26 protein-coding genes are annotated in these 21,991 nt (G+C 62.3%); 16 read left to right on the top strand and 10 right to left on the bottom strand.

From position 1 onward, the window contains the following. The first annotated feature begins 6 nt into the window (after positions 1–6). The 8 genes from CGZ77_RS05980 to CGZ77_RS05945 all read left to right on the top strand — a co-directional run bounded on the left by CGZ77_RS05980 (position 7) and on the right by CGZ77_RS05945 (position 7,251). Complete coding sequence (locus tag CGZ77_RS05980) at positions 7–507, top strand: hypothetical protein (protein WP_157697519.1); 501 nt, start codon at positions 7–9, stop codon at positions 505–507. Positions 508–635: 128 nt separating this feature from the next. Beyond that, the gene (locus CGZ77_RS05975) at positions 636–1,733 is read left to right on the top strand and encodes an anhydro-N-acetylmuramic acid kinase (RefSeq protein WP_009427077.1); all 1,098 of its coding nucleotides are present in this window, start codon (positions 636–638) and stop codon (positions 1,731–1,733) included. 174 nt (positions 1,734–1,907) lie between these two features. Then, on the top strand, positions 1,908–4,301 hold the full coding sequence (locus CGZ77_RS05970; RefSeq protein WP_009427075.1) for a DNA translocase FtsK: 2,394 nt from the start codon (positions 1,908–1,910) through the stop codon (positions 4,299–4,301). 135 nt (positions 4,302–4,436) lie between these two features. Further along, the gene (locus CGZ77_RS05965) at positions 4,437–4,934 is read left to right on the top strand and encodes a hypothetical protein (RefSeq protein ID WP_157058151.1); all 498 of its coding nucleotides are present in this window, start codon (positions 4,437–4,439) and stop codon (positions 4,932–4,934) included. 12 nt (positions 4,935–4,946) lie between these two features. Further along, the gene (locus tag CGZ77_RS05960; protein ID WP_009427073.1) at positions 4,947–5,351 is read left to right on the top strand and encodes a hypothetical protein; all 405 of its coding nucleotides are present in this window, start codon (positions 4,947–4,949) and stop codon (positions 5,349–5,351) included. Positions 5,352–5,438: 87 nt separating this feature from the next. Then, entirely contained in the window at positions 5,439–5,696 is a 258-nt protein-coding gene (locus CGZ77_RS05955; RefSeq protein ID WP_009427072.1) for a hypothetical protein, read from the top strand. Further along, the gene (gene hemH / locus CGZ77_RS05950) at positions 5,693–6,703 is read left to right on the top strand and encodes a ferrochelatase (protein ID WP_009427071.1); all 1,011 of its coding nucleotides are present in this window, start codon (positions 5,693–5,695) and stop codon (positions 6,701–6,703) included. The genes CGZ77_RS05955 and hemH overlap by 4 nt, the downstream gene beginning before the upstream one ends. Before the next feature lie 107 nt (positions 6,704–6,810). Beyond that, positions 6,811–7,251 (top strand): TIGR01244 family sulfur transferase, encoded by a 441-nt coding sequence (locus CGZ77_RS05945; RefSeq protein ID WP_009427070.1) that lies wholly within the window; start codon positions 6,811–6,813, stop codon positions 7,249–7,251. A gap of 129 nt (positions 7,252–7,380) precedes the next feature. On the opposite strand, the gene CGZ77_RS05940 is transcribed toward CGZ77_RS05945, so the two are convergent. Further along, complete coding sequence (locus CGZ77_RS05940) at positions 7,381–7,878, bottom strand: GAF domain-containing protein (protein WP_036496570.1); 498 nt, start codon at positions 7,876–7,878, stop codon at positions 7,381–7,383. Positions 7,879–8,335: 457 nt separating this feature from the next. On the opposite strand from CGZ77_RS05940, the gene CGZ77_RS05935 reads away from it, so the two are divergent. From CGZ77_RS05935 to CGZ77_RS05905, 7 genes are all read left to right on the top strand, one after another. Further along, on the top strand, positions 8,336–9,133 hold the full coding sequence (locus CGZ77_RS05935) for an ABC transporter ATP-binding protein (protein ID WP_009427067.1): 798 nt from the start codon (positions 8,336–8,338) through the stop codon (positions 9,131–9,133). An 85-nt stretch (positions 9,134–9,218) separates the two neighbouring features. Next, entirely contained in the window at positions 9,219–9,701 is a 483-nt protein-coding gene (locus CGZ77_RS05930) for a hypothetical protein (RefSeq protein ID WP_009427066.1), read from the top strand. Positions 9,702–9,738: 37 nt separating this feature from the next. Continuing rightward, positions 9,739–10,515, top strand: coding sequence for a lipid asymmetry maintenance ABC transporter permease subunit MlaE (gene mlaE / locus CGZ77_RS05925; RefSeq protein WP_009427065.1), 777 nt, complete (start codon positions 9,739–9,741; stop codon positions 10,513–10,515). 4 nt (positions 10,516–10,519) lie between these two features. Next, the gene (gene mlaD / locus CGZ77_RS05920; RefSeq protein ID WP_009427064.1) at positions 10,520–11,020 is read left to right on the top strand and encodes an outer membrane lipid asymmetry maintenance protein MlaD; all 501 of its coding nucleotides are present in this window, start codon (positions 10,520–10,522) and stop codon (positions 11,018–11,020) included. Between the two features lie 43 nt (positions 11,021–11,063). Then, positions 11,064–11,657 (top strand): phospholipid-binding protein MlaC, encoded by a 594-nt coding sequence (locus CGZ77_RS05915; RefSeq protein WP_009427063.1) that lies wholly within the window; start codon positions 11,064–11,066, stop codon positions 11,655–11,657. A 3-nt stretch (positions 11,658–11,660) separates the two neighbouring features. Next, the gene (locus CGZ77_RS05910; protein ID WP_009427062.1) at positions 11,661–11,930 is read left to right on the top strand and encodes a lipid asymmetry maintenance protein MlaB; all 270 of its coding nucleotides are present in this window, start codon (positions 11,661–11,663) and stop codon (positions 11,928–11,930) included. Then, positions 11,927–12,829: a VacJ family lipoprotein gene (locus tag CGZ77_RS05905; protein ID WP_094031026.1), complete on the top strand. Its 903-nt coding sequence runs from the start codon at positions 11,927–11,929 to the stop codon at positions 12,827–12,829. The genes CGZ77_RS05910 and CGZ77_RS05905 overlap by 4 nt, the downstream gene beginning before the upstream one ends. Positions 12,830–12,889: 60 nt before the next feature. Here CGZ77_RS05905 and asd read toward each other — a convergent pair whose 3' ends face one another. Then, a complete protein-coding gene (asd, locus tag CGZ77_RS05900; protein ID WP_009427060.1) occupies positions 12,890–13,792 on the bottom strand; it encodes an archaetidylserine decarboxylase in 903 nt (300 codons plus the stop codon). Between the two features lie 216 nt (positions 13,793–14,008). Here asd and ubiM point away from each other — a divergent pair, with 216 nt between their 5' ends. Then, positions 14,009–15,193, top strand: a complete 1,185-nt coding sequence (gene ubiM / locus CGZ77_RS05895; protein WP_036496588.1) for a 5-demethoxyubiquinol-8 5-hydroxylase UbiM — start codon at positions 14,009–14,011, stop codon at positions 15,191–15,193. Between the two features lie 109 nt (positions 15,194–15,302). Here ubiM and CGZ77_RS05890 read toward each other — a convergent pair whose 3' ends face one another. The 8 genes from CGZ77_RS05890 to CGZ77_RS05855 all read right to left on the bottom strand — a co-directional run bounded on the left by CGZ77_RS05890 (position 15,303) and on the right by CGZ77_RS05855 (position 21,875). Beyond that, entirely contained in the window at positions 15,303–16,478 is a 1,176-nt protein-coding gene (locus CGZ77_RS05890) for a DegT/DnrJ/EryC1/StrS aminotransferase family protein (protein WP_009427058.1), read from the bottom strand. 167 nt (positions 16,479–16,645) lie between these two features. Next, positions 16,646–17,278 carry an acetyltransferase gene (locus CGZ77_RS05885; protein WP_036496568.1) on the bottom strand — a complete coding sequence of 211 codons (633 nt, stop codon included), beginning with the start codon at positions 17,276–17,278 and terminating at the stop codon, positions 16,646–16,648. Positions 17,279–17,579: 301 nt separating this feature from the next. Next, a complete protein-coding gene (locus tag CGZ77_RS05880; protein ID WP_009427055.1) occupies positions 17,580–18,032 on the bottom strand; it encodes an ASCH domain-containing protein in 453 nt (150 codons plus the stop codon). A 32-nt stretch (positions 18,033–18,064) separates the two neighbouring features. After that, on the bottom strand, positions 18,065–18,676 hold the full coding sequence (locus CGZ77_RS05875; RefSeq protein ID WP_009427054.1) for a sugar transferase: 612 nt from the start codon (positions 18,674–18,676) through the stop codon (positions 18,065–18,067). Next, positions 18,673–19,842 (bottom strand): glycosyltransferase, encoded by a 1,170-nt coding sequence (locus CGZ77_RS05870; RefSeq protein WP_036496566.1) that lies wholly within the window; start codon positions 19,840–19,842, stop codon positions 18,673–18,675. The genes CGZ77_RS05875 and CGZ77_RS05870 overlap by 4 nt, the downstream gene beginning before the upstream one ends. Before the next feature lie 24 nt (positions 19,843–19,866). Continuing rightward, the gene (locus tag CGZ77_RS05865) at positions 19,867–20,256 is read right to left on the bottom strand and encodes a membrane protein (protein WP_036496564.1); all 390 of its coding nucleotides are present in this window, start codon (positions 20,254–20,256) and stop codon (positions 19,867–19,869) included. 106 nt (positions 20,257–20,362) lie between these two features. Next, the gene (locus CGZ77_RS05860; protein WP_009427051.1) at positions 20,363–21,316 is read right to left on the bottom strand and encodes a D-2-hydroxyacid dehydrogenase; all 954 of its coding nucleotides are present in this window, start codon (positions 21,314–21,316) and stop codon (positions 20,363–20,365) included. Between the two features lie 73 nt (positions 21,317–21,389). Continuing rightward, positions 21,390–21,875 (bottom strand): Lrp/AsnC family transcriptional regulator, encoded by a 486-nt coding sequence (locus CGZ77_RS05855; protein ID WP_009427050.1) that lies wholly within the window; start codon positions 21,873–21,875, stop codon positions 21,390–21,392. Positions 21,876–21,991: the final 116 nt, after the last annotated feature.

The raw sequence follows: 21,991 nt of genomic DNA, 5'->3' as shown, positions 1-21,991 counted from the left end.
AAGGGTATGCCTGCATACCCTTCCCGCAACAGAGGCCGTCTGAAAACCTTTCAGACGGCCTCTTGCCGTTTTTCCGCCGCACCACAACCGCCCCGTTTCAGGAAACAAGCGATGAGCGTCTCACTCAAAACCTCACACCTTGCCAGCGGCGGGGGCTTGGATCAACGCCTGTCCGATGAAGCCTTCGTTGCCGCCCTTGCCGACGTATGCGGCGGCAGGCGTGCCAACCGGATATATGCCGTTTACGCCGCGCCGTACAAAATCGAATTTGCCTTTTCAGACGGCCTGCTAACCTACATCCAAATCGAACCCTGCTCTACCAACCCCTTGTCTCCCGCCCAAGGACGGCTCGCCTTTCAAGACGATTTGGCACTGTTTGCCCAACCGCTGCCGGATGCCGCCGCACAGAATGAAGAATTTGCCGTCCGAAGTGGCCGTCTGAACATCCATTACAATGGAAGAACGGTTTGCGCCCTGTTCTACCTGCCAACGCGAACGCAGCCGTAAGCACCCAGTCCGTCCTCAACACAAAACCCTGCCAAACCGCCTTTTCAGACGGCCTCAACCCCCGCCGCCAATCGCGCTACAATACACGTCCGATTTCCCGCCATGCCGTTTTCAGACGGCTTCCTCTTATGACCACCCAGCGCTACATCGGCATCATGTCCGGCACCAGCATGGACGGCGCAGACGCCGTCCTCATCCGCACCGGCGCCGCCAAATTCCTCGCCACCGAATCCCATGCCTTCCTGCCCTACCCCGGCCGTCTGAAAAACGACCTGCTCGCCCTGCAAAACAGCGGCGCAGACGAAATCCACCGCAGCCGCCTGCTCGCGCAGGAACTCTCATACCTCTACGCCCGCGTCGTGCAAAACCTGCTCGACCAAGCCAAACTCACCCCCGCCGACATCACCGCCATCGGCTGCCACGGCCAAACCGTGCGCCACGCCCCCGGACACGGATACAGCGTCCAACTCGCCGACCTGCCGCTTTTGGCCGAACTCACCGGCATCACCGCCGTCGGCGACTTCCGCAGCCGCGACATCGCCGCAGGCGGCCAGGGCGCCCCCCTCGTGCCCGCCTTCCACCAGGCCGTGTTTGCCGCGCCAGACGAAACCCGCGTCGTGCTCAACATCGGCGGCATCGCCAACATCAGCGTCCTGCCGCCCGACGCCCCCGCCTTCGGCTTCGACACCGGCCCGGGCAACATGCTCGCCGACGCCTGGACGCAGCACATCTGGCAAACGCCCTACGACGCCGACGGCCAACGCGCTGCGCAAGGCCGCGTCCTGCCCGAACTGCTCGGCCGCCTGCTCGACCATCCCTACTTCGTGCAAACCCCGCCCAAAAGCACCGGCCGCGAACTTTTCGCCCTGCCCTACCTGCTCGAACGGCTGGACGGCGGCGAAAACCCGCACGACGTATCGCGCACCCTCGCCGCCTTCACCGCCCAAACCGCCGCCGCCGACATCCACCGCGCCGCGCCGCAAAGCCGCTGTCTTTACGTTTGCGGTGGCGGCGTGCGCAACCCCGTCATCATGGCCGAACTGGCCGAACGTCTGCCGCACAGCGAAATCCAATCCACCGCCGCCCTCGGTCTCGACCCGCAGCAGGTCGAAGCCGCCGCCTTCGCCTGGCTTGCCGCCTGCTGGATACACCGCATCCCCAGCAGCCCGCCGCAGGCCACCGGCGCACGCCAAGCCTGCATCCTCGGCTGCGGCTGCTATCCGTAAACATTTGAGGCCGTCTGAAAGCGCGGCTGTGGCGCGGCCCAAACGGTTTTGGCTGCGCCGAAGCTGCGCTTTCAGACGGCCTCAACCGCGCCCGCGGCGAAAATGCTCTATAATTCCGCGTTTTTATGCCGCCTGCACTTTTCAGACGGCCTCATTCCTTCATCCCCCGCCCCTATGAGCAGCAAACCCGACAAATCCAAAAATCCACGCAAAACCACCGGCACGCAGCGCCGTTCCTCAGTCAGGAAGGCCGACGGCAGAGCCGCCGCCAAAGCAGGCACGGCGTCCAACCAAAGCATCCGCCGCCGCGCCGAGCATCTGGCCAATCTGATTCACGACACGCTGTGGCTTGCCGCCCTGACGGTCACGGTGTATGCCGCCGTAGCGCTGGGCAGCTTTGCCATGAACGATCCCGCGTGGTCGCGCAGCGTGGTTTCAGACGGCGTGCACAATCTGGGCGGCCTGTTCGGCGCGTATTTCGCCGACGTGTTCTATTACCTGTTCGGCCTGTCGGCCTGGTGGCTGATTGCGGCCGCTTTGGTGGCGCTGTGGAAAAACTTCCGCCCGATGCGTCTGCCCGACGCCAAACCGTACAGCGTGAAGCTGGCGGCGGCGGGGCTGGCGGTGCTGCTGCTGTTCAGCCCCGTTTTGGAATACGCGCTGTGGCAGCAGGCGCTGGGCGATTCGCTGCCCGTCGGTGCGGGCGGGCTGGCGGGCTTTGTGCTCGGCGGTTTCGCCGCCCGCCTCTTGGGCAGCGGCGGCAGTTTCCTGCTGACGCTGGTGCTGGTGCTGCTGGCGTTTTCTTTTGTCGCGCAGGTGTCCTGGCTCGATATGCTCGAAGGCATAGGCGGGCGCATGGAATGGCTGTGGGAAAAAATCGCGCGCCGCAATTCGCCCTATGTCAAAGACCTGCCCGACGCGAAAACCACGCGCCGCATGGTAAAAGAGGCGGAAAACATCACCGCCGAGCCGCTGGCGCTCCTGTCCGCCGCCAGCAGCAACCGCAAATCCGCGCCGCTGGAAGTGACGCCGCCCGCGCCCGTTCAGACGGCCTTGTTCGACAATAAGGGCGAACCGGCCGAACCGCCCACTAACGGCGAATACGTCAAACCCGCGCTCGGCCTGCTCTCCGCGCCCAAAGGCGAAGTCCGCCCCATCGATCCCGACCGTTTGCAGCAGACCGCCGAGCGCATCGAGAGCAAGCTGGCGGAGTTCGGCATCGACGTGCAAGTGGTGTCGGCCACATCGGGGCCGGTGATCACGCGCTACGAAATCGAACCGGCGCAGGGCGTGAAGGGCAGCCAGATTGTCAACCTGGCCAAAGATTTGGCGCGTTCGATGTCTTTGCAGGCGGTGCGCATCGTCGAAACCATCGCCGGCAAAAATACGATGGGCATCGAGCTGCCGAACGAGCACCGTCAGGAAGTGACCCTGCGCGAAATCCTGTCCGCGCCGGTGTTTGCCGACGCCAAATCCAAACTCACCGTGGCGCTGGGCAAGGATATTGCGGGCTTGCCTGTGGTGGGCGATTTGGCGAAAATGCCGCACCTTCTTGTGGCAGGCATGACCGGTTCGGGCAAATCGGTGGGCGTGAACGGCATGATTATGTCCATGCTCTACAAGGCCAAGCCCGACGAGGTGCGCTTCATCATGATCGACCCGAAAATGCTCGAACTTTCGGTTTACGACGGCATCCCGCACCTGCTGTGCCCCGTGGTTACCGACATGCGCGAAGCGGGGCAGGCGCTGAACTGGTGCGTGGCCGAAATGGAAAAACGCTACCGCCTGCTCTCGCACTTGGGCGTGCGCAACCTTGACGGCTACAACGCCAAAATCGAGGAAGCCGCCGCGGCGGAGAAAAAAATCCCCAATCCGTTCAGCCTCAACCCCGACGATCCCGAGCCGCTGGAAAAACTGCCGCTGATTGTCGTCGTGATTGACGAATTGGCCGACCTGATGATGACCGAACGCAAAGCCGTCGAGCAGCAGATTGCCCGTTTGGCGCAGAAAGCCCGCGCCGCCGGCATCCACCTCATCATCGCCACCCAACGCCCGAGCGTCGACGTGATTACCGGCCTGATTAAAGCCAATATCCCCACCCGCATGGCCTTTACTGTGCAGAGCAAAATCGACAGCCGCACCATTCTCGACCAAATGGGCGCGGAAGACCTGCTCAAATACGGCGACCTTTTGTTTTTGCAGCCGGGAAACGCCGAGCCGACCCGATTACAGGGCGCGTTTGTGTCCGACCACGAAGTGCACGAAGTCGTGTCGCACATCAAACGCCAGGCGCCCGCCAACTATGTCGACGGCCTTCTGTCGGGCGAAGCGGCAATGGAAACCGTCAACGCCGTCAACCCCAACGCGGGCGCGGACGATTTGTTTGACCGCGCCGTGTCCTTCGTTATCGAAACGCGCAAAACCTCCATCTCATCGCTGCAACGCCATCTGAAAATCGGCTACAACCGCGCCGCCAACATGATGGACGCGCTGGAAGAAGCGGGCGTCGTTTCCGCCGCCGACGTCGGCGGTGCGCGCAAAGTGCTGGCAAGGAAAGACGACTTGTAAACCCGTTTTCAGAAACGTCATTCCCGCGTTTATGCCCCGAAGGGGTATAGGCGGGAACGGCCTGTTTTCAGACGGCCTGCTGCCGCTTTGAGGCCGTCTGAAAACAAAGCGAAAACGAACCGTAACAAAACCGCCGTGAAAAAATACCTTCCCCACCTCGGAACGCTCGCCTGCGCCGCCCTAGCCGCCGTTTTCTTCACGCAGAAAATGTCCGGCTTCATGCTCTTTGCCTTCCTGCCGCCGCTGCTGATCGTCCGTGCCGCCGCATGGTGGAAGGCGCGCAAAAGCCCGCAGGCCAAACGGCTGGAAAACTTCCGCATCTTCGTCTGGTCGGTTGCCGCCGCATTCGCCGTCGCCGCCAACGTGCAATACGTCCGCGCCGCCCGCAGCGACATGACCGCCATCGCCCAAGCCGTCGAACGCTACCGCGCCGCCAACGGCCGCCTGCCCAACACCCTCGACGATGCCGGCATCTACGTCAAAAACAGCTTCGAAGTCCGTTACAACTATTGGCAAGACACCAAAAAACACAGCCTCCTCTACAAAGACCCGCTGCTGCCCTTCGAGTATTACCAATACGATTTCGACAACCGCCGCTGGCTGCACGACAACGGCGAACCCGTTACCGACTGAAAGGAAACCCGCATGAAAATCCCCGCCGCGCTTGCCGCCCTCCTCTTCGCTACCACAGCCGCCGCCGCGCCCGATCCCGCCGCCCGCGCCCGCTTCGTCAACTTCACCGACCTCGCCCAACTGACCGGCACCCTGCACAAAGAAGCCGAACAATGCGGCCTGTCGAAAAAAGACGACCCCTTCTTCGCCCCCGGCGGCAAGCTGCACACCGCCCTGCTGCGCGGCCTCAAAAGCAGCGCCGACGCCGCCGCCCTGAACCTCGACCGGCAGAAAATCGCCGAAACCGCCGCAGCCGCCTACGCCAAAGGCCGCGCCACCCCCGAAAAACTGTTCACCGCCCAAGGCTGCACGCCCGAAGCCAAAGAAAAAATCGCGCAAACCAAACAATGGCTGCTGCAAACCGCCGCGCAACAATAAACAGACGCGCCAAGCCGCCGCACCCGAAAAGGCCGTCTGAAAGCGAAACTGCAACGAAGTAAAAACCGAAAACCGCCTCCGCCCGCCATGAACAAAACCGCCGCCCTCCTCCTCATCCTGCTTGCCGCCTGCGGCAGAGCGCCCGACAACGAACCGCCACCCGCCGAACTGCGCGCGCAGGAAGCCGCCACCCCGTTCAAAGAACAAACCAAAGACTACACAGCCCCCGCCGACGCGCCCGAAAACGACGCCTCCGCGCCCGACATGAGCGCCGTCGCCTCCGAAGCCGCGCCGAAAAGGCCGTCTGAAAACCCCGTCAGCACACCGCCCGAAGGAAACCCATGAAACGCTACCAGGCAGAACCCGCCCCCGCCAAACCGCACACCGGCAAAACCGGCATCCTCCTCATCAACCTCGGCACCCCCGCCGCCCCCACCGCCGAAGCCGTGCGCCCCTACCTGCGCCAATTCCTCTCCGACACCCGCGTCATCGAACTGCCGCCGCTCCTCTGGCAACCCATCCTGCGCGGCCTCATCCTCCCCTTCCGTGCCAAAAAAAGCGCCGCCCACTACAAAAAAATCTGGTTCAAAGAAGGCTCGCCGCTGATGGTTTACAGCCAACGCCAAACCAAAGCACTGGCCGAACGCCTGCCCGAAGCCGTCGTCCGCTGCGCCATGACCTACGGCCTGCCCGACACCGCCTACACCGTTGCCGAACTCAAAGCCCAAGGCGTCGACAAAATCCTCGCCCTCCCCCTCTTCCCGCAATACGCCGCATCCAGCAGCGGCGCCGCCCTCGACGCCGTCTCCCGCGCCATGCTGCGCACCCGCAGCCAACCCTCCCTGCGCACCCTGCGCAGCTTTTACAACGACCCCGGCTACATCGAAGCCCTGCGCCGCCAAGTCTCCGCCTACTGGCAGGAACACGGCAAAGGCAAACACCTGCTGATGAGTTTCCACAGCATCCCGCAGGCGCACGCCGACGCGGGCGACCCCTATCCCGACGAATGCCGCGAAACCGCCCGCCTGCTCGCCGCCGCCCTCGGCCTCTCCGACAACGAATACACCGCCTCCTTCCAAAGCCGCTTCGGCGGCGGCAAATGGCTCGAACCGGCCACCGAAGACATGTTCCGCAGTCTGCCCAAACAAGGCGTCGAATCGCTCGATGTCATCTGCCCCGCCTTCGTCAGCGACTGCATCGAAACCATGGAAGAAATCGCCGTCGAAGGCCGCGAAACCTTCCACGAAGCAGGCGGCCGCCAATTCCGCTACATTCCCTGCCTCAACGACAACCCCGACTGGATAGACGCCCTCGCCGCCATCGTCCGCCGCGAAGCCGCAGGCTGGCTGTAAAACCGAAAAGGCCGTCTGAAAGCCCCCGTTTCCCGTTTCAACTTCGTTAAACCCTTGCTTTCAGACGGCCTCTCATCCCCCAAAACGAAACCGAGAAAGGAAACCCCATGCCCATCCGCCGACTCACCGACACGCTCTACATCGCCCCGCAGCTCACCGAAGCCGACGCACAGGAAGCCGCGCGGCTCGGCATCCAAAGCGTCATCTGCAACCGCCCCGACGGCGAAGAAGACGGCCAACCCTCCTACGCACAAGTGCAGCGCTGGCTCATCGACGCGGGCATAGGCGAAACCGTGCACCAACCGATCAACGCCGCGCCCGCCATCTCCGCTGCCGACGTCAACAACTTCCAAGTCCTGCTCACTTCGTCGGAAGCCCCCGTCCTCGCCTACTGCCGCACCGGCACGCGCAGCTCGCTGCTGTGGGCATACCACGCCGTGCAAAACGGCACCAGCGTCGACGATGCCGTCCGCGCCGCCGCCGCTGCGGGCGTCGATTTGTCCGCCTTTGCCGAACGCCTGAGCCGCGCGGCGCAAAACGGCCTGTAAAACCGCCGCCGCAACAAAAAGGCCGTCTGAAAACCTTGAATAATGGTTTTCAGACGGCCTTTTGTATACCAGCTTTCAGGCGGAAAGATTGGAGCAAAGCGCACCGTCGGATTCGGGTTTGCCCGTTTTTCAGACGGCCTCCCGCGCCCCCGCGCCGCGCGAGAGCAGCGCCGCCACCCGCGTCAAACCGTCGGCGTCGGTTTCGTCGAAAGCGGCCAAGGTTTCCGCATCGGCGTCCAGCACGCCCCACACCCTGCCCGCCTCATCCGCCAGCGGCACGACGATTTCCGATTTCGAGCGCGAAGAACAGGCGATGTGGTCGGGGTGCGCGTCCACATCGGGCACCAGCATCACTTCGTTTTTCTGCCACGCCTGCCCGCACACGCCGCGTCCGTAGGGAATGCGCGTGCAGGCCAAAGGCCCTTGGAACGGGCCGAGCACCAGCTCGCGGCCACGAACCAGATAAAAGCCGACCCACAGCCAGCCGAAAGCCTCTTTCAACACCGCCGCCGTGTTGGCGAGATTGGAGGTTTGGTCGCTCTCGTCCGCCAGCAGCGCGGCCAGCTGCGGCAGAAGTTCGTCGTAGCGTCCGGCCTTGCTTTCGGCCTGCGCGGAAAAATGGTGCATATCGTCGTCTCCTCTCTGATACGCCCGAAAGGCTCTCTGCCCTCGGGCTGTCGGACAAAGCGGCGGATGATACGCGGCAAACGGCGGCACGTCACGGCCGCAGGCAGAAAGGCCGTCTGAAAACGCTGACGCGGCAGCGCCAAAACACCCGCACCTGGGGTTGTTGACAATCAGCTTGCGAAGCGGTTTTTTGAGGAAAAATCTGCGGATGCAAGGAAAAAAGCGCAGCAAGGTTGGACACCTTGCGAGCATTTTTGACGCGGCAGGCGCGGATTTTTACCAAAAACACCGCCGGCAAGGCCGAGTGTCAACAGCCCCTATGCCGTCAGTGTATGTTTATGCCGTATAATGCCGTCCTGCCGCGCCGCAGGCCGTCTGAAAAGGCGGCCTGCGGCGGACATTTGCCCCTTTCGCAACCAATATTTAGAATGCCGCAATTTCCGCACCGAGCCGCCTCATGTCCCAGCCCTTTATCGAAATGAAAAACGTCGTCTTCGCCTACGGCAGCCGCGTCATCCTGCGCGACGTCAGCTTTGCCGTGGCGCGTGGCGCGTTTGCGGCGGTGATGGGCGGCTCGGGCAGCGGCAAAACCACCCTCATGCGCCTGATTACCGGCCAAATCCGCCCGCAGTCCGGCCAAGTGCTCATCGAAGGCCGCGATCTGGCCGCCTTTTCCGATGCCGAACTCTACGAACACCGCCGCCGCATGGGCGTATTGTTCCAACACGGCGCGCTGTTTACCGACCTTTCCGTGTTCGACAACATCGCCTTCCCGATGCGCGAACTCACCCGCCTGCCCGAAGCCGTTATCCGCGATTTGGTATTGCTGAAACTCAACGCCGTCGGCCTGCGCGGCGTAGAAAACCTGATGCCCTCCGAGCTTTCCGGCGGCATGGCGCGCCGCGTCGCCCTCGCCCGCACCATCGCCCTCGACCCCGAAATCATGCTTTACGACGAACCGTTTACCGGCCTCGACCCGATTTCGCTCGGCGTGATCGCCCACCTCATCAGCCGCGTCAACAAAGCCCTGCGCTCCACCAGCGTGATGGTGACGCACGACATTGAAAAATCGCTGCAAATCGTCGACCAGGTAATTTTTCTCGCGCACGGCGAAATCATGTTCTCCGGCACGCCGCAAGAAATGCGCGAACTTGATTCGCCGTGGGTGCGCCAATTTATCGGCGGCGAAGCCGACGGCCCCGTCGCCTTCCGCTACCCCGCGCCAACGACGCTGAAAGACGATTTGCTCGGCTAGTTTTCAGTAACGTCATTCCCGCGTAGGCGGGAACGGCCTAAGCGACTGAAAGGCCGTCTGAAAGCCGCCGCACGGAACAAGCCGCATGACGAAAAACCGCCTCTGCCTCGCCGCCCTTGCCATCCTTGATGCGGCTGCGCTCTGTTACGCGCTTTGGCAATACGCCGACGCGGGCGCGTTTCTTTACACCTTTTTGGCGGAGCGCGTGGCGGACGCGGCGGCGGGATTTTCCTTTGACGATGCCGCGCTGAGCCTGCTGTTTCTCGCCGCGCCGCTGTCGTCGCTGCTGCTTTACTGCCTGCTGCCGCTTTCCGCATACGGTTTGGCACGCGGCAGACGCTGGGTTCGTTGGGTTGTGCTGCTGCAACTGCCGCTGCGCCTTTTGGATTTTTCGCCCAGCCTGCCCGTTTGGGAAACCGCCGCCGCGCAAAGCCTCGCCGCGCTACTGCCCGAAGGGTGGCAAACCCGCGCCCTTATCGCCCTGCTGCTGGCGGCCGAGCTGGGCAAAGCCCTGTGGGTGTGGTTGCTCACCCGCAAAACACGTTTTCAGACGGCCTCACAAGCCTGAAAGGCCGTCTGAAACCCTTTTTTTGAAACCCAAAACTATGGACTTTATTCAAACCGTCGGCGCGAAAACGCTGGCCTTTATCCGCTCCCTCGGCAGCGTCTGCCTGTTTTTCATGCAGATTCTGGCGCGCTCCGGCACGGCGTTCGCGCGGCCGCGCCTCTCGGTGCGGCAGGTGTATTTTTCCGGCGTGATGTCGGTGCTGATTATAGCCGTGTCGGGGCTGTTTGTCGGCATGGTGCTCGGTTTGCAGGGCTACACGCAGCTTGCCAAGTTCAAATCGGCCGATATTTTGGGCTATATGGTGGCCGCCTCGCTGTTGCGCGAACTCGGCCCCGTGCTGGCCGCCATCCTGTTTGCCAGCAGTGCGGGCGGCGCGATGACCAGCGAAATCGGTCTGATGAAAACCACCGAGCAGCTCGAAGCGATGAACGTGATGGCGGTGAACCCCGTCGCCCGCGTCGTCGCGCCGCGCTTTTGGGCGGGCGTGTTTTCCATGCCGCTTTTGGCGTCGATTTTCAACGTGGCCGGCATTTACGGCGCGTATCTCGTCGGCGTGCAGTGGCTCGGCCTCGACAGCGGCATTTTCTGGTCGCAGATGCAGAACAACATCTCCTTCGGCTACGACGTGCTCAACGGCCTGATCAAATCCGCCTGCTTCGGCGTGGCCGTATCGCTGATTGCCGTGCACCAGGGCTTCCACGCCTCGCCCACCTCCGAAGGAATCCTGCGCGCCAGCACGCGCACCGTGGTGTCCTCCGCCCTCACCGTGCTGGCCGTCGACTTCATCCTCACCGCCTTTATGTTCACCGGATAACGATATGAAACGCAATATTATGGAATTCTGGGTCGGCCTCTTCGTTTTGGCCGGCATCGCCGCCCTCGGCTTTCTCTCCTTCCGCGCCGCAGGCGGCAGCAGCCTGGGCGGCGGCGGAACGGCGGGCTACACCGTCTACGCCGAGTTCACCGACATCGGCGGCCTCAAAACCCGCGCCCCGGTCAAAGCCTCGGGCGTGCTGGTCGGCCGCGTCGAAAGCATCGCCCTCGACCCGCAGAGCTACCGCGCCAAAGTCGCCATCCGCCTCGACGACCAATACAAATTCAGCAGCGACGTGTCCGCTCAAATCCTTACCTCCGGCCTCTTGGGCGAGCAGTACATCGGTCTGATGCAGGGCGGCGACCCGGAAACCCTTGCCGCAGGCGACACCATCACGCTGACCAATTCCGCCCTGGTGTTGGAAAACCTCATCGGCAAATTCATGACCAATTTCGCCGAAGGCAATTCGAGGCCGTCTGAAAAACAGGACGCGCCGCAACCGTAATCCTGATAACGTAACCCCGATAACCTAAAACGAGAGAACCAATATGAAAACAACGCTTTATACAGCAGCCATCATCGCCGCCGCCGTCGGCAGCGCCCATGCCACACCGCAGCAGGCCGTCGCCCAAGTGCGCGAAAACGCCGCGCAGGTGCTCACCATCCTGAAAAAAGCCAACGGCAGCAACGATGCCGCCGTGCGCAAAGAAGCGGAAAACTACGCCCTGCCCTATTTCGACTTCCAACGCATGACCGCGCAGGCCGTCGGCCAGCCGTGGACACAGGCCACTCCCGCGCAGAAACAGGCGCTGGCCAAAGAATTCCAAACCCTGCTTATCCGCACCTATTCGGGCACGATGCTGAAATTCAAAAATTCCACCGTCGACGTGAAAGCCAACCCCGTCGTCAACAAAGGCGGCAAAGAAATCGTCATCCGCACCGAAATCAGCCAAAGCGGCGGCAAACCCGTCAACATGGATTTCACCACCTACCAAAGCGGCGGCAAATACCGCGTCTACAACGTTGCCGTCGAAGGCGCCAGCCTCGTTACCGTCTACCGCAACCAGTTTGGCGAAACCATCAAAAACAAAGGTTTCGACGGCCTGATTCAAGACCTGAAAACCAAAAACGGCGGCAAATAAGCCATGGACAGCGAAATCCGCGGCGGCGTGCTCTGCCTGTCGGGCGACATCACCGTCAAAACCGTAGACGAAGCCGCTCTGCGCCGCCTGCGCCGCCTGATCGGGCAAAAGCCCGCCGAGGCCGACCTCTCCGCCGTCGGCCGCGCCGATTCCGCCTGCCTCTGCCTGCTGCTGGAAATCCTGCGCGGCAGCGGCGGGCAGCTGCGCGGCATCCCCGCAGCCGTGCGCGATCTTGCCGATCTGTACGAAGTCCGAGAATGGATGAACCTATGAAACGCCACGCCCTCCCCGCCGCCCTCGCCCTCCTGATGGCCGCCGCCCCCGTTTTTGCCGACGGACAAAACGAAAACACCGAAACGCCTGCCCCCGCCGCGCAAACCGCGCAGACAAACGCCGGCACGCCCGCCGTACGCGACCGCTACGAGCGCTACAACCGCTTCATGTTCAAAGTGAACGACAAAGCCGACCGCTACATCTTCGCCCCCGTCGCCCGCGGCTACCGCAAAGTCGCCCCCGCCCCCGTGCGCGGCGGCGTACGCAATTTCTTCAACAACCTGCGCGACGTCGTCAGCTTCGGCAGCAACGTCCTGCGGCTCGACGCCAAACGCGCCAGCGAAGACTTCATGCGCGTCGCCGTCAACACCACCTTCGGCCTTGGCGGCCTTATCAACGTCGCCGGCGCGGGCGGTATCCCCGACAACAAAAACACCCTCGGCGACACCTTCGCCTCATGGGGCTGGAAAAACAGCCACTACTTCGTCTACCCGCTTACCGGCCCCTCCACCCTGCGCGACAGCGTCGGCAACACCGCCCTGATGGCCTATCCCGTGAAAAACGCCATTTTTCACACCACCGCCGGCCGCGTCTCCTCCACCGCCTTGCAGGCCGTCAACACCCGCGAAGAATATCTCGACCTCACCGACAGCATCGGCGACGCCGCCCTCGACCCCTACATCATGGTGCGCGACGGCTATATGCAGATGCGTGACAAACAAATCGGCAACACCGCCGCCGCAGGCAGCGCCGAAGACATCGACATCGACGAACTCGTCGCCCCCGACACCGCCCCGCCCGCAAGCGGCGCAGCCGCCCAAACAGCATCCGAACCCGCCGAACTGTCCGCCAGCCAACCCTATGCGGACGAAGATACGGCAGAGCAGTCCGAACCCTAGTCTGAAAAACCAAGAGGCCGTCTGAAAATATTCAGACGGCCTCTTCTCCTTATATATATGTCAGCCCGCATCAGCGCGCACGCCGAGGGCTTCGCCCATGCGTACGGGCGCTCCTGCGGCAAGACTGCCGTTCAGGCGGATGCTGTTTTTCGGGAACAGGTTGATAACGGTCGAACCGAGGCGGAAGGCGCCCATTTCCTGCCCTTTTGCCAGCCGCACCGCGCCTTCGCCTTCGGCGGGATAGAGCCATTGCAAAACACTTTTGCTGCGCGGCGGGTTGATGATGCCCGCCCATACGGTGCTGATGCTGGCGGTGACGGTTGCACCGACGAGTATCTGCACCATTGTGCCGAACTCGGTGTCGAACACGCAGATCAGGCGCTCGTTGCGGGCGAAGAGGTTGGGGATGTGCTGCGCGAGAAAGGGGTTGACGGAATAGAGTTCGCCCGGAACGTAGATCATGCGGCGCAGGGCGGCATCGCAGGGCATATGGACGCGGTGGTAGTCGCGCGGGGAGAGGTAGGTGGTGAGGAAGAGGCCGTCTGAAAACTCTGCGGCCAGCGCTTCGTCGCCCGCCAGCAGTTCGAGGGCGGTGAAGTCGTGGCCTTTGGCCTGTATCAGCCGCCCCGCTTCGATGGCGCCTGCTTCGCTGACGCGGCCGTCGGCGGGCAAAACAAGGGTTTGCGGGTCGGCGTCTATGGGGCGCGCGCCGTCTTTGAGTTTGCGGATGAAAAATTCGTTGAAGCTGGCGTAGTCGGCCGCGCGGCTTTTTTCCGCTTCGGCCATGTTGATTTTGTAGCAGGCGGCGAAGGTTTTGATCACGGCATGGGTGAGCACGCCCCAGCGGCGTTCGGCCAGCCAGCCTGCGGCGCGGGTGACTGCCAGCTGCGGCAGCAGATAATGGAAGGCGGTTTTGAGGCGCTGCCGGTAGGTCGGGGCGGGATAGGGGCGCAGTTCGGACATGGCGGTTTCCTGTTTGTCTGTTATCGGTTGCGGTGGCGGCGGAGTATAGCAAGAAAGGCCGTCTGAAAGGGGATGCGCTTGATTCAGGCCAAATTTTCCTGTGCTGCCGCCACAGGGCGGCGTTTTTTTGTTATCCTTGCCGCCGTTTTGCAAAGCGGAATTTCAGATGAAACTTTCACCCGCATCTTCCGCACCGCCCAACCCAGGAGAACCAAGATGAACAGCCATTCCGACATTATCGTCGTCGGCGCAGGCCCTGCCGGCCTGAGCTTCGCCCGCACTCTGGCCGACAGCGGCCTTTCCGTCACCATCGTTGAAAAAGCGCCGCTCGAGAGCATCGAAAACCCCGCCTACGACGGCCGCGAAATCGCCCTCACCCATCTGTCGAAAGAAATCATGGAGCGGCTGGGCATGTGGCAGCGCGTGCCGGAAAACGAGATTTACCAGCTCAAAGACGCCAAAGTGTGGAACGGCACTTCGTCCTACCAACTCTATTTCCCGCAGCCCAAACAGGCGCGCGGCGGCGCAACCGACCGCCTGGGCAACCTGATTTCCAACCACAACATCCGCCGCGCCGCCTACGAAGCCGTGAAAGAGCAGGACAACGTCACCCTGCTGACGGGCGTCGGCGTCAAAGAAGCGCGCACCACCGACACCCAAGCCTATGTCACCCTTGACAACGGCGAAACCCTCACCGCCCGCCTGCTGGTGGCCGCCGACAGCCGTTTCTCGCAAACCCGCCGCCAAATCGGCATTTCCGCCGATATGCACGACTTCGGCCGCACCGTTATCGTCTGCCGTTTCAAACACGAAATCTCCAACGGCCACACCGCCGTCGAATTTTTCCAATACGGCCGCACTCTCGCCCTTCTGCCGCTGGAAGAGCATCTCACCAACTGCGTGATTACCATCGACAGCGACAAAGCAGGCAGCCTGCTGGCGCTGAGCGACGAAGAACTCGCCGCCGATTTGGAAAAACAGCTCAACTTCAAACTGGGCAAAATGGAAAAAACCGGCACGCTGCACACCTATCCGCTGGTGGGCGTGCACGCGAGCCGCTTCTACGCCCCGCGCGCCGCCCTGATCGGCGATGCCGCCGTCGGCATGCACCCCGTCACCGCCCACGGTTTCAACCTCGGCCTCGAAAGCGCGGACATTTTGGGCAGACTCGTTTTGCAGGCGGCGCAAAACGGCCAGGACATCGGCGCGGCCTCCCTTTTGGAACGTTACAACGCCAAACACCAGCTCAACACCCGCCCGCTCTATCACGGCACGAATGCGATGGTCAAACTCTTCACCAACGAAGCCGCCCCCGCCAAACTGCTGCGCAGCCTCGTTTTGCGCGTCAGCAACAACCTGCCGCCGGTGAAAAAACTGATTACCCACCAGCTGACGGGTTGAGTACCGCATAGCGCAAAAGGCCGTCTGAAAGCCCGCACGGGGTTTTCAGACGGCCTTTTTGATACAGACAGAGGCCGTCTGAAAAGTCTGCGGCGCTTTTCAGACGGCCTCAGGCCGAGGCTTCGGCCAAAACGGCGGCGGTGTTGTCGCGGCAGAACGCGATTTCGTCGTCGGTGAGCGTGGGGTGCACGAGGAACATCAGGCTGGTGCCGCCCAATTCGACCGCGTTTTTCAGACGGCCTTTTGGCCGCCACGGCGTGCCGTCGAAGGCTTTTTCCAAATACACTTCGGAGCAGCTGCCCTGATAGCAGGGTACTTTGCGCTCGTTTAATTCGTTCACGATACGGTCGCGCGTCCAGCCCTGTTTGAGTTTTTCGGGGCGCACAAAGGCGTAAAACTTGTATTGCGCGTGTTCGATATAGTCGGGGATTTCTACCAGGCGGATGCAGTCAAACTGCGCCAGCGTTTCGGCCAGCTTGGCGGCGTTTTCGCGGCGGCGCGCCGTCCAGTCGGCCATGCGGCGAAGCTGGATGCGGCCGATAACGGCCTGCATTTCCATCATGCGCCAGTTGGTGCCGAAGCTCTCGTGCAGCCAGCGGAATCCGGGCGGGTGTGGGCGGTGGTACACCGCGTCGTAGCTTTTGCCGTGGTCTTTGTACGACCACATTTTTTCCCACAATTCTTTGCTGTTGGTCGTTACCATACCGCCCTCGCCGCCGGTGGTCATGATTTTGTCCTGGCAGAACGACCACGCGCCGACGTGGCCGATTGAGCCTACGGATTTGCCTTTGTAACGCGCGCCGTGGGCTTGGGCGCAGTCTTCGATAACCCACAGATTGTGTTTTTCGGCCAGCGCCATAATCGCGTCCATTTCGGCGGGCATACCGGCGAGGTGGACGACGATGACGGCTTTGGTGTTGGCGGTTAAGGCCGTCTGAATCGTCTCGGCGGTGATGTTTTGGCTGTTTAAATCCACATCGGCGAACACGGGGTTTGCGCCTGCGGTAACGATGCAGGAGGCGGAGGCGAGAAAGGTGCGCGGGGTAACAATCACATCGTCGCCCGCGCCTATGCCCACCGCTTTGAGGGCAACGTCCAGCGCCAGCGTGCCGTTGGCGAGGGCGACGGCGTATTGCGTGCCGGCAAAGGCAGCGAATTCTTTTTCAAACTCGCGGCATTCGCTGCCCGTCCAGTAGTTGACTTTGTTGGACAGTAAAACGCGCGATACGGCATTGGCTTCTTCTTGGGTGAAGCTCGGCCAGGGGGAGAGGGAAGTGTTCAGCATAAGGTTCTTTCTTTTTTCAGACGGCCTATCCGTCGTTTTTGTCAGACGGCGCAATATCGAAAACCTGCAAGGCCGCGTCGGCCAAAGTCAGCAATACATCAATCAGCCACATTTCGAGTTTCCTGTAACAGGCCGTCTGAACCCTTTCAGACGGCCTCTTTCAATATTCAGCGCAACGCCCGCGCGGGCACACCGACAACCGTCAGGCCGTCTGCCACGTCGCCCACCACCGCCGCGCCCGCGCCGACGGTGACGCCGCTGCCGATACGCACCTGCTGGCGGGTGCACGCGCCTATGCCTATCCAACTGCCTTCGCCGACCGCCGTGCCGCCCGCCAGATGCGCGCCCGGGCTGATGTGGACGAAGCCGCCCAGCGTGCAGTCGTGGTCGATCGTGGCGGCGGTGTTGACGATGCAGCCCTCGCCCATCACGCTGCCGGGCTGGACAACGGCTTGGGCGAACACGGCGCAGCCGCCGCCCAATTGGGCAAACGGCGCGACAACCGCGCTCGGGTGGACGATGTCAGGCAGCGCGAAACCCAGCGTTTTCAGACGGCCGAACAGCCGCCGCCGCGCCGCATTGTCGCCGACGGCCACGGCGGCTTGGTATGCGTCGGGGGCAACGCGGCTGCCGAGCAGTTCCGTGCCGCCCAAAACGGGCAGGCCGACAACGCTGCCGCCTGCGGTGCGGGCGTCGTCGAGAAACACAATCCGCGCCCACTGCGCGGCAGCCAGCGCGGTGGCCGCCAACACTTTGCCGTGGCCGCCCGCGCCGATAATGACGAGGTTTTTGCTGTCCATAAAACGCTTCTCTGTTTGTCTGTCGGGGCGGAAGGCCGTTCCCCCGACTGCCGTCATTCCCGCGTAGGCGGGAATCTTGGTTGATATCCTACATTTTTTGAATAAACAATCGGTTGACGGAATGGAAACAAGACTCCCACCTATGCGGGAATGACGCCGCTTGGGGAAGCAGTTGGCGGTTTCGGCTGCTGTTGCCGCTTAAATTTTCCGTATCCGCGTGCGTGCCTGCGGCACACACCCTACATCTGTTGCGCTCGGGAGGCCGTCTGAAAAGTGCTTTGTGCGGTTTTTGGCTGCGCGTTCAGACGGCCTGCGCAAGCGGCCAGACTCTGCGGAATTCTTCCAGCACGATGGGGCTGTTTTCGGCAAACGCCAAACCCGCTTCGGCCAGCCATTGCGTAAAGGCCGCGCGGTGGACGCGCCGCCAGTATTCCAAAGATTTGTCGCCCTCGCCTTCGCGTGCTGCGTGTTCCGCCGGTACGCGGCAGAAGGCTTCGACGCGCACGCGGGTGATTTCGACGATGCACACGGCGCGGCCGCCGCCGTCTTCTATTACATGGAAGCTGCCCGCCTGCGGCAGCGGCTCGCCCTCGGCGGCATACAGCGCGTGCGCCGAGGAAGTGGCGGTTTTTTCGCCGCGCAGCACCAAATCGGCCAGCAGGTCGGCTTTTTCGCCGAACTGCCAGCTTTGCATTTTATCGGTGATGTGTGGGTTGGCTTGGCGGAATGCCTGCCACATTTCGTCTGCGGTCATTTTTGTTTCCGTTTGTCTGTCGCGGCAAGGATTCACTCCTCTTCGCCGTTGCCCTCAAACTTCGCCGCCGTGGCCTCGCCCTCGGCATTGATGCCGTCGCGGGCGAAGACTTTTTTCACCGTTAGCAGCAGGATTTTCAGGTCGAGCCCAAACGAGCGGTGGTCGACATACCACACGTCGAGGCGGAATTTTTCCGGCCAGGAAACCGCGTTGCGGCCGTTGACCTGCGCCCAGCCGGTGATGCCGGGGCGCACTTCGTGGCGGCGGCTTTGTTCGGCGTTGTAGAGCGGCAGGTATTCAGGCAGCAGCGGGCGCGGGCCGACCAGGCTCATGTCGCCTTTCAAAACGTTCCACAATTCGGGCAGCTCGTCGAGGCTGGCGGCGCGCAGTTTGCGGCCGAAGGGGGTGAGGCGTTCGCCGTCGGGCAGGGGATGGCCGTGTTCGTCGGCCGCGTCGCGCATGGTACGGAATTTGTACATGGTGAACAGGCGGCCGTGCCTGCCCGGGCGGGTTTGGCAAAACAGCACGGGCGAGCCGAGGCGGCGGCGGATCAGCCAGGCGAGGAGGGCGAAGAGCGGCGCGAGGCACAGCAGCAGGGCGGCGGCGGCGGCAATATCGAAGGTGCGTTTGGCGGCGTCGTTCACGGCAGGCTTCCTTCTATCAGGCCGATCAGGCGGCGGTAGGACTGTTCGCGGTCGAACAGGCGGGCGATTTCGGCCGTCTGAAAGGGGGCAGCGTTGTTTTTCAGACGGCCTAAGGCGGCGGCGAAGCTTTCGGCATCGCCCGATGTGTAGTGTTCGTGCGGCAGCAGGTGCAGCAGGCGGCGCACTTCGGGGTCTTCTTGGCTGTTGAGTATCGGTTTTTGCAGCGCCATGTAGTCGGACAGTTTGTTGGTGACGGTTTGCGGCGCGTGGCCGTGGATGGCGTTGACGGCGATGTCGCAGCCTTTGGCCAGCGACAGCATATCGCCGTAGGGCAGGTAGCCGTGGAAGACGATGCCCCCGCCGCCGTAGGCCGCGCGCAGGCGGTCGAAATCGCCGCCGCCGCCGCAGATGTGCAGTTCGGCCGCTTCGCCGCGCGCCTGCGCCAGCCGCACGCCGCGGCAGACGGTTTCGACGTCGTAGCTGTGGCTGAGCGTGCCGAGGTAGAACAGGCAGGTTTTCTTGTCGGCGAAGGTTTGCGCGGGCGCGGCGGCGACGGCGGCGAAATCGGCGCCGATGTACACGGCTTCGTGCGGCACGGCGGGATTGGCGGCGCGGGCGCGGGCAAGATAGGTGTGCGACACGGCGGCCAGCGCGTCGGCGCAGGCATAGGCGCGGTCGGCCTTGCGGCCAAAGGGGACAAGGCGCGGCGGCAGTTTTTTCAGCGCGGGCAGCACGGCGGAAAACGATTCCGGCCACACGTCCTGCACATCGATAATCAGCTTATAGCCCAAACGGGCTTTGTGCCGCCCGAGTACGAGGTTGGAGGCAATCAGCGGGTAGGCGGAATACACCGCGTCAAACGCCCCCGCCGCCTGTGATGCCAGCCAACGGTCGAGGTGGCGGACAAAGGCGTGGTGGCTTTTCAGACGGCCTATCGAGACGTTTTTCTCATAGCCCGTTTCGTCGAGCAACACGACTTTCAGACGGCCTTGCGACGCGGCGGCGGCGTCCTCAGGCCGTCTGAAAGATTTGTCGAAATGGCGGAAACGGCTGGTGAGCAGGGTGACGCCGTGCCGCTCGGAAAGCCGCTCGGCCAGATAGCGGAAGCGGTTGAAATAAGGCTCGCCGGGCAGCGAGCAGAAGGGGGCGGCGATCAGGATGTTCATGGGAAAGGCCGTCTGAAAGGCGGTTTACACCAGCCAGCCGTAGGGGTTGACCGCCCGGTTGTCGATCAGGCGCACCAGGCCGTAAATGACGCGGAAGAGATACCACAGGCCGGTGAGGCCGACCAGCGGATAGAGGAAAAACAGGGGAAACTCAACCACATAACTCAAAAACATCAGCAGTATCGGCACGCCGACAAAGCCGAAAATCGAGCCCCAAAAGGTGCGGATCAGATAGGGGATGTGGGTAGAACAGACGGCGTCGCTCACCGTGTCGCGCTTGGCGTAGGCGACAATGACGCCGATCAGCGCCGCCAGACCGGCAGTAAAGATGGTGACGATATACAGGGCGTAAATCAGATAAAGGAAATTGCGCTGTTTTTCGCGATCGGAAGCGTTTTCCAAAGAGTTGTCCATTTTTGTCTGCTTTAAAGGGATGGTTGGAAAGGCGCGATTTTAACAAAAAGCGGATGCGAAAAGGCCGTCTGAAACTTTCAGACGGCCTTTTGTCACGGAGTTTTGTCTAGGCAACGACGTTTTGCGGCCTGCCTGCGGCGAAGGCTTCGATGTTGGCGGCGATGATTTCGCACATTTTGCGCCGCGCCTCGCTGCTGCCCCAGGCGATGTGCGGCGTGACAATCAGGTGCGGCAGATTGGCCGACAAAAGCGGGTTGCCCTCTGCGGGCGGCTCTTGCGAGAGCACGTCGATGCCCGCGCCGCCGAGCGTGCCGTATTTGAGCGCGGCCAGCAGGGCAGTTTCGTCCACCAGGCCGCCGCGCCCGCAGTTGATAAGGACGGCGCCGGGTTTCAGGGCGCGCAATTCGTCCTCGCCTATCATCAGCCGCGTGTCGGGCGTGAGCGGGCAGTGCAGCGACAGCACGTCGGCGCGGCGCAGGGCTTCGGCAAAGGAAACGTAGCCCTCGCGCACGGCGGCGGCGTTTTTGTGTTCGGCAAACAGCACTTCCATGCCGAAGGCGCGGGCGTATCCGGCCAGCGTGCGGCCGATGCTGCCGCGCCCGAACACGGCCAGGGTTTTGCCGTTCAAATCGCGCAGGGGCGCGCCGAAATGGCAGAAAAAGGGCGACTGCTGCCACATACCGGCGGCGATGTCGCGGCGGTAGGCGGGCAGGTTGCGCATCAGGGCGATCATCAGCATAAAGGCGTGTTCGGCAACGGATTCGCTGCCGTAGGCGGGCACGTTGCAGACGGCGATACCGGCGGCGCGGGCGGCGGCCAGGTCGATATGGTCGCAGCCGGTGGCGCACACGGCGATCATTTCCAGCTGCGGATTGGCGGCGATGTCTTCGGCGCTGATGCGGACTTTGTTGGTGGCGGCGATGCGCGCGCCCGCCAAGCGCAGGGCGGTGTCGGCGGCGGCGGTTTGCGCGTAGTCGGAAATTTCGTGCGGGAAGGTGAAACGGAAAACATCGTCGTCCGGCAGCGTGCCGCGGTCTAAAAAAACGATTTTGCTGCTCATGGGAATGCTCCTTATGGGAAAGAAGCCGTCTGAAAAGGCCGTCTAAAGAAAATCAGGCGGCATCGGAAAACGGTTACTGCGCGGGTTGGAGGTGTGCCAGCGGCAGGACGGTGGTGTTTTTCAGCTCGTCGAGCACGAAGCTGGATTTGGCGTCCTGAACGCCGGGATGCGATAGCAGCGTGTCGAGCACGAAATGGGAGAAGGCGGCCATGTCGGGGAAAAAGGCGTGCAGCAGATAATCGGTTTCCCCCGTCAGCGCAAAGCAGCTGAGCACCTGCGGCCAGCCTTTGACGGCCTGCGAAAACCGCGCCCGCGCGTCGACGGATTTGTCGATGGCAACGCGGATAAACACCTGCAAATCCAGTTGCAGGGTTTTTGCCGACAAAAGCGCGGCGTGATAGCGGATCACGCCCGCGTCTTCCAGATGCTTGACGCGGCGCAGGCAGGGCGAGGGCGACAGCGCCACCCGCTCGGAGAGTTCGACATTGGAGAGCCTGCCGTTGCTTTGCAGCACTTGCAGGATTTTCAGGTCGGTTTTGTCCAAAGTAATCTGTGTCATGCAGTTTTTCCTTTTTTTCTTCTGTTGTCGGCCGCCTCAGGGTCTGCTGACAATCAGCCTTGCAAGCCGAATGTCAACAGCCCGGGGCGTTGGGAGAATATAAGGTAAATTCCGTT

Source organism: Neisseria sp. KEM232 (assembly GCF_002237445.1).
Taxonomy (GTDB): Bacteria; Pseudomonadota; Gammaproteobacteria; order Burkholderiales; family Neisseriaceae; genus Neisseria.
Note: the sequence above shows the minus strand (reverse complement) of the source record. Positions and strands in the feature narration are given on the sequence as shown.

Coding starts and splice junctions, on each gene's coding strand:
- CGZ77_RS05980 (WP_157697519.1), top strand. CDS start 7: ATGCCTGCATACCCTTCCCGCAACAGAGGCCGTCTGAAAACCTTTCAG.
- CGZ77_RS05890 (WP_009427058.1), bottom strand. CDS start 16,478: ATGCTGAACACTTCCCTCTCCCCCTGGCCGAGCTTCACCCAAGAAGAA.
- CGZ77_RS05860 (WP_009427051.1), bottom strand. CDS start 21,316: ATGAGCAGCAAAATCGTTTTTTTAGACCGCGGCACGCTGCCGGACGAC.
- CGZ77_RS05970 (WP_009427075.1), top strand. CDS start 1,908: ATGAGCAGCAAACCCGACAAATCCAAAAATCCACGCAAAACCACCGGC.
- CGZ77_RS05955 (WP_009427072.1), top strand. CDS start 5,439: ATGAACAAAACCGCCGCCCTCCTCCTCATCCTGCTTGCCGCCTGCGGC.
- CGZ77_RS05940 (WP_036496570.1), bottom strand. CDS start 7,878: ATGCACCATTTTTCCGCGCAGGCCGAAAGCAAGGCCGGACGCTACGAC.
- asd (WP_009427060.1), bottom strand. CDS start 13,792: ATGTCCGAACTGCGCCCCTATCCCGCCCCGACCTACCGGCAGCGCCTC.
- CGZ77_RS05960 (WP_009427073.1), top strand. CDS start 4,947: ATGAAAATCCCCGCCGCGCTTGCCGCCCTCCTCTTCGCTACCACAGCC.
- CGZ77_RS05880 (WP_009427055.1), bottom strand. CDS start 18,032: ATGACCGCAGACGAAATGTGGCAGGCATTCCGCCAAGCCAACCCACAC.
- mlaE (WP_009427065.1), top strand. CDS start 9,739: ATGGACTTTATTCAAACCGTCGGCGCGAAAACGCTGGCCTTTATCCGC.
- ubiM (WP_036496588.1), top strand. CDS start 14,009: ATGAACAGCCATTCCGACATTATCGTCGTCGGCGCAGGCCCTGCCGGC.
- mlaD (WP_009427064.1), top strand. CDS start 10,520: ATGAAACGCAATATTATGGAATTCTGGGTCGGCCTCTTCGTTTTGGCC.
- CGZ77_RS05905 (WP_094031026.1), top strand. CDS start 11,927: ATGAAACGCCACGCCCTCCCCGCCGCCCTCGCCCTCCTGATGGCCGCC.
- CGZ77_RS05865 (WP_036496564.1), bottom strand. CDS start 20,256: ATGGACAACTCTTTGGAAAACGCTTCCGATCGCGAAAAACAGCGCAAT.
- CGZ77_RS05930 (WP_009427066.1), top strand. CDS start 9,219: ATGACGAAAAACCGCCTCTGCCTCGCCGCCCTTGCCATCCTTGATGCG.
- hemH (WP_009427071.1), top strand. CDS start 5,693: ATGAAACGCTACCAGGCAGAACCCGCCCCCGCCAAACCGCACACCGGC.
- CGZ77_RS05910 (WP_009427062.1), top strand. CDS start 11,661: ATGGACAGCGAAATCCGCGGCGGCGTGCTCTGCCTGTCGGGCGACATC.
- CGZ77_RS05870 (WP_036496566.1), bottom strand. CDS start 19,842: ATGAACATCCTGATCGCCGCCCCCTTCTGCTCGCTGCCCGGCGAGCCT.
- CGZ77_RS05945 (WP_009427070.1), top strand. CDS start 6,811: ATGCCCATCCGCCGACTCACCGACACGCTCTACATCGCCCCGCAGCTC.
- CGZ77_RS05915 (WP_009427063.1), top strand. CDS start 11,064: ATGAAAACAACGCTTTATACAGCAGCCATCATCGCCGCCGCCGTCGGC.
- CGZ77_RS05935 (WP_009427067.1), top strand. CDS start 8,336: ATGTCCCAGCCCTTTATCGAAATGAAAAACGTCGTCTTCGCCTACGGC.
- CGZ77_RS05855 (WP_009427050.1), bottom strand. CDS start 21,875: ATGACACAGATTACTTTGGACAAAACCGACCTGAAAATCCTGCAAGTG.
- CGZ77_RS05885 (WP_036496568.1), bottom strand. CDS start 17,278: ATGGACAGCAAAAACCTCGTCATTATCGGCGCGGGCGGCCACGGCAAA.
- CGZ77_RS05975 (WP_009427077.1), top strand. CDS start 636: ATGACCACCCAGCGCTACATCGGCATCATGTCCGGCACCAGCATGGAC.